Source organism: Rhodococcus sp. 05-2254-6, from assembly GCF_002258565.1.
GTDB lineage: Bacteria > Actinomycetota > Actinomycetes > Mycobacteriales > Mycobacteriaceae > Rhodococcoides.
In genome coordinates this window covers 1-7,980 of record NZ_NOZF01000077.1, presented here as the reverse complement: position 1 = coordinate 7,980, position 7,980 = coordinate 1, and the positions used below count along the sequence as shown (strand labels likewise).

Sequence of the window (7,980 nt, the reverse complement as noted above, 5' to 3'; positions counted from 1 at the left end):
ATTCGAGGCGATCTTCACCCCCGCGTCCAAAGCGGAACTGGGCGACCACGACGAGAACATCACCTTCGACCAGGCCGTCGAGCAGGTCGGTGCCGAACTTGCGTTCAAGTTGCGTGAAGACACCATCGAGATCTACACGCGGGCAGCCAACTTCGCTCTGGAACGCGGAATCATCCTTGCGGACACGAAGTTCGAGTTCGGTACCGACGCCGACGGCAACCTCGTCCTCGCCGACGAGGTGCTCACGCCCGATTCCTCGCGCTACTGGCCGGCCGATTCGTACGAGGAAGGTCGCGTTCAGCCCAGTTTCGACAAGCAGTTCGTTCGAGACTGGTTGACCGGCGACTCCGGTTGGGATCGCAACTCCGACACTCCACCGCCACCGTTGCCGGACGACATCGTCGCCGCAACCCGCAGCCGCTACATCGAGGCCTACGAGCGCATCTCGGGCCTGAACTTCGACGATTGGGTCACGCCATGACGATCACCCCACCCATTGCCAAGAAGGTGCCACTCGAGCGCACCCATCACGGCGACACCTTCATCGACAACTACGAATGGTTGCGCGCCAAGGAAGATCCCGAGGTGATCGCCTACCTCGAAGCCGAGAACGCCTACACCGAGCAGCAGACCGCCGGCCTGGAATCGTTGCGGGGCAAGATCTTCGACGAGATCAAGTCGCGGACCCAGGAAACCGACCTGTCCGTGCCGACGCGCATGGGGCAGTGGTGGTACTACTCACGCACTGTCGAGGGGAAGTCGTACGGTCTCCAATGCCGTTGCCCCGTCGATTCTCCCGACGACTGGACCCCGCCCACGCTGTCGTCCGACGTGGACGTTCCCGGTGAGCAGGTCCTGCTCGACGCGAATGTCGAAGCGGAGGGTCACGACTTCTTCTCCCTCGGCGCGTTCTCGATCAGCCTCGACGGCACGCTGCTGGCGTACTCGACCGACACCGAGGGCGACGAGCGTTACACGCTGCGCTTCAAGAACCTGGAGACCGGCGAGCTGCTCGCCGACACCATCGAGAATGTTGCGCCCGGGGCCACCTGGACTGCCGACGCCACGCACGTGTTCTACCTGACGGTCGACGAATCCTGGCGTCCCGACACCGTCTGGCGGCACACCCTCGGCAAGTCCGGGGACGTCAAGGTCTTCCACGAACCCGACGAAAGCTACTGGGTGGGCTTCGGTTCCACCCGCAGCGAGAAGTACCTGATGATCTGGGTCGGCTCGAAGATCACCTCCGAATGCCTCGTGCTGGAGTCCACCGATCCCGAGGGCGAGTTCCGCGTCGTACTGCCCCGCACGGACGGCGTCGAATACAGCATCGAACACGCCGTCGTGGCCGGTGAGGATCGATTCCTCATCACCCACAACGGTTCGGTCAACGGTTGGGGCACCGAGGGTGAGAAGGCCGAGAACTTCCTGCTCGCGGAGGCTCCGGTCTCGGACCCACTCGATCAGCGCATCCTCGTTCCGCATCGCGACGACGTCCGCGTCGAGGACATCGACGCGTTCGCCGGCCACCTGATCTTCACCTACCGGCGAGAAGCCTTGACCCGCATGGCGATCTGGCCGCTGACCGATCAGGGATACGGCGAGTACCGCGAGCTCGAATTCGACGAGGAGCTGTACTCCGTCGGAGCCGGCTCCAACCCGGAATGGGATCAGCCGTTGCTTCGGATGGTCTACACCTCGTTCATCACCCCCGGCCAGGTCTACGACCTCGACATCGCGAGTGGTGAACTGCTGCTTCGTAAATCGCAGCCGGTTCTGGGCAAGTTCGATGCCGGTGACTACGTTCAGCACCGCGAATGGGCCACTGCGCCGGACGGCACGCAGATTCCGCTGTCGGTCATCGCACGCAAGGATGTGCCCGACGGCCCCGCGCCGACGCTGCTCTACGGCTACGGATCGTACGAGGCCTCGATGGATCCGTCGTTCTCCGTCGCCCGGCTCTCGCTGCTCGACCGCGGCATCGTCTTCGTCGTCGCCCACGTACGCGGCGGCGGTGAGATGGGTCGGCACTGGTACGACAACGGCAAGACGCTGAAGAAGAAGAACACCTTCACCGACTTCATCGCTGCCGCACAGCATCTCATCGACACCGGACGCACCTCGCCGAAGCATCTCGTCGCCGACGGCGGCAGCGCGGGCGGATTGCTGATGGGGGCGGTGGCCAACCTCGCGCCGGAGCTGTTCAACGGCATTCTCGCCAACGTTCCGTTCGTCGATCCGCTCACCTCCATCCTCGATCCGTCGTTGCCGCTGACAGTCATCGAATGGGACGAATGGGGAAACCCGTTGGCCAGCAAGGAGGTGTACGACTACATGAAGTCGTACAGCCCCTACGAGAACGTCGAGGCCAAGGACTACCCGTCGATCCTCGCGATCACGTCCATCAACGACACCCGCGTTCTGTACGTCGAGCCCGCGAAATGGGTTGCCGCCCTGCGAGCAACGAAGACGGGTGACTCCGACCTGCTGCTCAAGACCGAAATGAGCGCCGGCCACGGCGGGGTGAGCGGACGATACGAGAAATGGAAAGAAGCGGCCTTCGAGTACGCGTGGATCGTGAGCACCTCCGGCGCACGTGCATAGAAACTCGTAGCCTGCTACGAGTTTCCGCTCACATGCGGCGCCAGCCGCTCTAACGCCACACGTAACGGACCTGCGGTCGCCCGGCTCTGCCGTATTCGGTGTGCCGGGTGACCAGGCCGTCGTCGGCGAGGCGCTCGAGGTACCGCCACGCGGTCACGCGGGAAACTCCGACGACCTTGGCGGCCTCGGATGCGTTGAGTCCGTCAGCGGCTTCTCTGACGCTGGCGGTGATGCCGTCCATGGTTTGTGGAGCAATGCCTTTGGGCGTCGAAACGCGTTCGTCGGCTGTTCGTAGATGTGCCATGGCGCGGTCGATGTCGCGTTGACTCGACGCGTTCTCGCCGGCAGGCAACGCGGCATGGAATTCGCGATAGCGCTCGAGCTTGTCGCGGAACGCGGCGAACGTGAACGGCTTGAGCAGATACAGCACGATGCCGTGTGCCACCGCCGAACGCACCACCGACAGATCCCGCTCGGAGGTGATGGCGATGACGTCGGGACTCGGCCGCAGGCCACCGAGCGCGGCCGCGACGTCGATGCCGCTCGCATCGGGCAGCCCGATGTCGAGCAACACCAGATCGACGGCCTCGGTACTGGCGAAGCGCATGGCCGAAGCGCCGGTGTGCACCACCCCGGCCACCTCGAAGCCCGGGGTGCGCTCGACGTACGTCTTGTGGGCCTCGGCGATCAAGGGTTCGTCGTCGACGATCAGTACCCGGATCACGATGTCGAGCCCGGGATGGTGGCAACCATGACAGATCCGTACGTCACTTCCGACGTCAGAGTGCCCCGATGGCGGTTGATGACCTGGGCCACCAGCGCCAGCCCCAGACCGCGTGAGCCGGACTTGGTCGAGTAGCCGCGCCGCAGAGCAGCTTTCAGCGTCTCGGGCGGCATTCCGGGACCACTGTCGGCAACGCGTACGACGAGTTCGGCGTCGGCGTCACGGACGGTCACTTCGACCCACGGCTGATCGGATTCTTTCGAGGCATCGATGGCATTGTCTATCAGATTGCCTACCAGCGTGACCAATTCGCGGGCCGTCAGCACTCCTTCGTCCTCCATCGCCGTGTCGTCGGTGATGGTGAGCTCCACACCCTGCTCGGCAGCTTGACTGACCTTGCCCAACAGCAGCGCCGCGAGTGCAGGCTCGCCGACGGAGTTCATCAGGCGGTCGATCAGCGTCTGCGAGAGTTCGAGATCGGCGGTGGCGAACTCGACGGCCTCCTGCGGCCGGCCGAGCTCGACCATGGTGATGACGGTGTGCAGCCTGTTCGCCGACTCGTGCGCCTGCGAACGCAGCGACTCCGCAAAACTGCGCACCGAGTCCAATTCACCCATCAACGAACGCAATTCGGTCTGATCGCGGATGGTCAGCACATTGCCCAGGCGTCGGCCCTCCCACATCACCGGATCCTGATTGACGACGAGCACCCGATCCTTCGTCAGATGCAACTCACCGCGCACGATGCCGGTGTCCATCTGCTGCATCGACTCCGGCAGCGACGCGAGCGAGACCGGGCCCTCCGGCAGATCGAGCAGGCGTCGGGCCTCGTCGTTGACCAACTCCGCCTCGTCGCTGCGGCCGAACACCAACAAGCCTTCACCGATCGAGTGCAGGACGGCATCGTGATGCTCGTACATCGTGCGCAGTTCCGCCGGTGCCATCCCCAGTGTCTGACGCCGAAGCCGGCGGCTGAGTAGCGTCGATCCCGCTGCGGCGACGACGAACGCAGCGAGCACGACCCCGATGATCAGCGGGAGTCCCTGGAAGAACTGATCACTGATCTTCTGACGGGTGACGCCGGCGGAAACGAGGCCGACGATCTCACCTTCAGTATCTGTGACCGGGGTGACCGAACGGATCGACGGCCCGAGAGAACCGACGTAGGTCTCGGTGAACGTCTCACCTTGTAGCGCGCGATCGATGTTGCCGCTGAACGGTTTACCGATCAGGTCGACGGTGGTGTGCGTGAATCGCGTGCGATCCGGGGCCATGACGACGATGAAGTCGACCCCGGTGACCTGACGGATCTTCTCGGTTTCCGGCTGCAGACGTGACGTCGGGTCGTCGGATTCGATCGCAATGGGCGTCGACGGCTCGTTGGCGATGCTGACCGCGATCGCCGTGACTTCGCGTCGGGTCGCGTCGTCGCTGTTGGACCGTTCGTTGAGCACCGTCAGGATGCCGCCGGCGAACACGACGACCCCGATGACGACGAGCTGCAACACCAACACCTGGCCGGCGACGCTCAGCGGACGTTTGGTGGACAACGGATTCCTTTCGCGCAAGAACAGTCGGTGTGAACGAAATGAACGTATAGGTGACTCCTGTCACCTCGTGCAGCAACATCATCTCTCAGCAGGGGTGATGCACCTCACTCCACTCCCCGTAGTCACGAAGTCCGCAGTTCGACTCGCGCTTCATTTGAACCAGAAGGAAGACTCATGACAACCATCGATGCCGAGCGGTTCGACAATCCGCCAGCCGAGCCCAAGAAGAAGCGCGACAAGACTCACTGGCTCTACATTGCCGTGATCATTGCCGTGATCGCAGGTGTGATCGTCGGCCTGACCGCTCCGGGTGTCGGCACGGAACTCGCGGTGCTCGGCACGCTGTTCATCAGTCTGATCAAGATGATGATCAGTCCGGTCATCTTCTGCACCATCGTCCTCGGCATCGGTGCCGTCCGAGCCGCAGCCAGTGTCGGCCGCGTCGGCGGAATGGCCCTCGGCTACTTCATCGCCATGTCGACGATCGCGCTAGGCATCGGCATGGTCGTCGGCAACCTCATCCAGCCGGGAACGGGCCTGAACATCCCCAGCTCCGGCGCGGTAGACAAGTACGTCGATCAAGCTGAGGGTGCCGGCGGCACCATGGACTTCATCGCCGGCATCATCCCGGAGACGCTGGTTTCCGCGCTGACTGCTGGAAGTGTGTTGCAGACGCTGTTCGTCGCTGTTCTCGTAGGCTTCGCACTTCAGGCCATGGGCAAGAGCGGCGAAGGTATCCTCAAGGGCATCGGCGCAGTACAGAAGCTTGTCTTCCGCGTCCTGACCATGATTTTGTGGGTCGCCCCGATCGGTGCGTTCGGTGCCATCGCCGGTGTCGTCGGAGCGACGGGATGGAACGCAGTGGTCCAACTCGGCACTTTGATGCTCGCGTTCTACATCACCTGCTTCATCTTCGTCTTCTTCTTCCTCGGCCTGATTCTCAAGTTCGTCACCGGCTTCTCGATCTTCAAGCTGGTGAAGTACCTGGCCCGTGAGTACCTGCTCATCGTCGCCACCAGCTCGTCCGAGTCGGCCCTGCCGCGTCTGATCGCCAAGATGGAGCACGTCGGAGTGCAGCGCACCACCGTCGGAATCGTCGTCCCCACCGGATACTCGTTCAACCTCGACGGCACCGCGATCTACCTGACGATGGCTTCGATCTTCATTGCCGACGCCATGAACATGCCGCTCTCTCTCGGAGAGCAGTTCTCGCTGTTGCTGTTCATGATCATCGCCTCCAAGGGTGCGGCCGGAGTGTCCGGAGCCGGCCTGGCAACCCTCGCCGGTGGCCTGCAGAGCCACCGCCCCGAGCTGCTCGACGGAGTCGGCCTCATCATCGGCATCGACCGGTTCATGTCCGAGGCCCGCGCGGTGACGAACTTCTCCGGTAATGCCGTCGCAACCTTGCTGGTCGGCACCTGGACCAAGACGATCGACAAGGATCGGGTCAACACCGTTCTCGATGGCGGCCTGCCGTTCGACGAGGAGACCATGGTCGACGACCACCTCCCCGAGGACGAGCGACCTGCCGACAAGCAGGTCATCATCGAAAAGCACGCCGCCAAGGCGTGATACCTGCCGGGCGCCGCGCATCCCCCCGTCGCCCGGTTCGGAAGAACCAAGAACGACCCCGCCACCAGCGGGGTCGTTCTTGTTTTTCGTACGTCGGTTCCATTCTGTCGGTACTCACAGGTAAGTTCGGATGATGACTGAAGTTCAGAACATCGGCATCAACACGCTGGGTGGTGCGCCCACCTCGCTCGACGAGTACGCCGGAAGAGCGGTCCTCGTGGTCAATGTCGCCTCCAAGTGCGGACTGACCCCGCAGTACGAAAAGCTCGAGAAGCTCGCAAACGAATACTCGGCGCGAGGCCTGTCTGTCGTCGGAGTGCCCTGCAATCAGTTCGGTGGCCAGGAACCCGGCACCGCAGAAGAGATCGAGACCTTTTGCTCCACCACGTACGGCATCACGTTCGCGATGACCGAGAAGGTCGACGTCAACGGTGACAACCAGCACCCGTTGTACGCCGAACTGACCAAGACCGAAGACGCCGACGGCAAGGCCGGAGACGTCCAGTGGAACTTCGAGAAGTTCCTGATCTCGCCCGACGGCGTCGTGACCGATCGTTTCCGTCCGCGCACCGAGCCGGACGCACCCGAGGTGCTCGCAGCGATCGACAAGATCCTGCCGAAGGACACGATGGCCGTTTAGGTTCTGTCTGCATCGACGTCGAGCCTCGTTCACGCTGGTGTGCGAGGCTCGAGTCATGTCTGGACGCCTGATCGTGTCGGTGAGCGGAATCAAGAACGACACCTACGAGCACGCCGCCGAGTTCGCGCGGATCCTCGACGGTCGCGGTGTTCCGCTGTCGCTGCTCGTAGCACCTCGGTTGAAGGACAAATACCGCCTCGCAGCGGACGTACCGACCCAGGAATGGTTGCGGGCGCGACGCGACGGCGGCGACGCGATCGTTCTGCACGGCTACGACCAGGCCGCGACGAAGCGTCGACGATCCGAGTTCTCCTCGCTGCCGCGTCACGAAGCACGACTGCGTCTGATGGCCGCCGACCGCGTCATGGAACAGACGGGCTTGCGCACTCGAATCTTCGCCGCTCCGCGGTGGATCGCCTCACCCGGAGCTGTCGAAGCGCTCCCCGACGCGGGCTTCCGAATGTTGGCGGCGCTGAACGGTATTCACGATCTCGACCGGGACGGCGTGGTCCGCGCCCGGGTCTGGGGAATCGGCGAAGGATTCAAAGCCGAACCCTGGTGGTTCAAGGCACTGGTACTCGGCGCAGGCCGCACCGCCCGCCGCGACGGAGTGGTGCGCCTGGCCATCAGTGCCAAGCAACTCGGACGCCCGGGACCGCGACAGGCAATCCTCGACGCCATCGACCTCTCCCTGCACCAGCGGATTGCGCTCGCGCAGAAGTCGATGTGCGGCAACGATGTCGTCCAGGGTCACGCTCGAATTACTCATCGCTGACGAGTCTACGACCGCACTCACCCCGTTCGCGTCAATGGACCACTGCAGCCGTCTGAGCGGTGCAATGGCCATTCACGCGAACGGGGTTGTGGCGTGAATGTGCCATTGCACCGCT

7 protein-coding genes are annotated in these 7,980 nt (G+C 63.3%); 5 read left to right on the top strand and 2 right to left on the bottom strand.

Features of this window, described 5'->3' with window-relative positions; genetic code table 11:
* Positions 1-481, top strand: a 481-nt coding sequence (locus CH256_RS09175; RefSeq protein ID WP_306438709.1) for a phosphoribosylaminoimidazolesuccinocarboxamide synthase, incomplete at its 5' end; no start/stop codon positions are given.
* Entirely contained in the window at positions 478-2,604 is a 2,127-nt protein-coding gene (locus CH256_RS09170) for a S9 family peptidase (protein ID WP_094669410.1), read from the top strand. The genes CH256_RS09175 and CH256_RS09170, both read left to right, overlap by 4 nt.
* A gap of 49 nt (positions 2,605-2,653) precedes the next feature.
* Here the strand turns inward: CH256_RS09170 and CH256_RS09165 are convergent, their stop codons facing one another.
* Positions 2,654-3,328 carry a response regulator gene (locus CH256_RS09165; protein ID WP_068049855.1) on the bottom strand — a complete coding sequence of 225 codons (675 nt, stop codon included), beginning with the start codon at positions 3,326-3,328 and terminating at the stop codon, positions 2,654-2,656.
* Positions 3,325-4,878, bottom strand: coding sequence for a sensor histidine kinase (locus tag CH256_RS09160; RefSeq protein WP_256989411.1), 1,554 nt, complete (start codon positions 4,876-4,878; stop codon positions 3,325-3,327). Before CH256_RS09160 ends, CH256_RS09165 begins: the two co-directional genes overlap by 4 nt.
* 174 nt (positions 4,879-5,052) lie before the next feature.
* Between CH256_RS09160 and CH256_RS09155 the strand changes: the two genes are divergently transcribed.
* The 3 genes from CH256_RS09155 to CH256_RS09145 all read left to right on the top strand — a co-directional run bounded on the left by CH256_RS09155 (position 5,053) and on the right by CH256_RS09145 (position 7,865).
* Positions 5,053-6,450: a cation:dicarboxylate symporter family transporter gene (locus CH256_RS09155; protein ID WP_094639284.1), complete on the top strand. Its 1,398-nt coding sequence runs from the start codon at positions 5,053-5,055 to the stop codon at positions 6,448-6,450.
* Between the two features lie 130 nt (positions 6,451-6,580).
* Positions 6,581-7,090, top strand: coding sequence for a glutathione peroxidase (locus tag CH256_RS09150; protein WP_068283301.1), 510 nt, complete (start codon positions 6,581-6,583; stop codon positions 7,088-7,090).
* 55 nt (positions 7,091-7,145) lie between these two features.
* The gene (locus CH256_RS09145) at positions 7,146-7,865 is read left to right on the top strand and encodes a DUF2334 domain-containing protein (RefSeq protein WP_179272050.1); all 720 of its coding nucleotides are present in this window, start codon (positions 7,146-7,148) and stop codon (positions 7,863-7,865) included.
* Positions 7,866-7,980: the final 115 nt, after the last annotated feature.

Excerpts from the sequence above, each read along its gene's own strand:
- CH256_RS09170 (WP_094669410.1), top strand. The coding sequence starts at position 478 with ATGACGATCACCCCACCCATTGCCAAGAAGGTGCCACTCGAGCGCACC.
- CH256_RS09155 (WP_094639284.1), top strand. The coding sequence starts at position 5,053 with ATGACAACCATCGATGCCGAGCGGTTCGACAATCCGCCAGCCGAGCCC.
- CH256_RS09150 (WP_068283301.1), top strand. The coding sequence starts at position 6,581 with ATGATGACTGAAGTTCAGAACATCGGCATCAACACGCTGGGTGGTGCG.
- CH256_RS09145 (WP_179272050.1), top strand. The coding sequence starts at position 7,146 with ATGTCTGGACGCCTGATCGTGTCGGTGAGCGGAATCAAGAACGACACC.